The 703-nt window shown below is 52.1% G+C and carries 2 protein-coding genes; one reads left to right on the forward strand and one right to left on the reverse strand.

Annotated features, from left to right (window positions below; translation table 11 throughout):
* Window positions 1-456: 4-hydroxy-tetrahydrodipicolinate synthase (gene dapA / locus ABD353_RS39800; protein ID WP_344628588.1), on the reverse strand; the 456-nt coding region annotated here is incomplete at its 3' end.
* Window positions 457-576: 120 nt separating this feature from the next.
* Between dapA and ABD353_RS40745 the strand changes: the two genes are divergently transcribed.
* A partial coding sequence (locus ABD353_RS40745; protein WP_486326992.1) for an ACT domain-containing protein occupies window positions 577-703 on the forward strand: 127 nt, incomplete at its 3' end.

The following is a 703-nucleotide window of genomic DNA, read 5'->3' on the forward strand; positions in this document are numbered from 1 at the left end:
CGCCAGACGGCCAACGGTTTCCGGCAACATATCGCAACCGGTACGGGACGGCACATTATACAGAATTTGCGGCAGGTCAGTATGTTCGGCGATAGCTTTAAAGTGCTGGTACAGGCCTTCCTGGGTCGGACGGTTATAATAAGGAGTGACCGTCAGGCAGCCAACAACACCGCTATCGTTAAAACGTTTGGTCAGGCTAATCGCCTCTGCGGTTGCATTGGCTCCCGTTCCAGCGATAACCGGAATACGCCCGTCGGCCAGCTCCAGCGTCATCATCACCACGTCGCCATGCTCTTCATGGCTCAGCGTTGCGGATTCACCGGTAGTCCCTACCGAAACGATCGCCGAGGTTCCGTTGGCGACATGGTAATCAATCAGTTTTTTCAGGCTTGTCCGGCAGACATTACCGTTTTCATCCATCGGCGTGACAAGCGCTACAATACTTCCCGTGAACATGGGCCATCCTCAGAGCAGAAGTGCGACAAGATTCTCAATGTTACGTTTGGAGCTGTAATAAAAGCAAGAGACCCGACGCCATCAGGGATGTTGTATGGCGGTTTTTTTTATGCTTTCCTAATGTTACCTCACCTTTTTAAAGGAAGAACAGGTTTGACAGCCTCATTACAACACTATCTGGTTATTACCGCCCTGGGGGCTGACCGTCCCGGCATCGTGAATACGATCACTCGCCACGTCAGCAGCT

This window comes from Kitasatospora arboriphila, assembly GCF_039528095.1.
In the GTDB taxonomy this organism is placed as follows: Bacteria; Actinomycetota; Actinomycetes; order Streptomycetales; family Streptomycetaceae; genus Kitasatospora; species Kitasatospora arboriphila.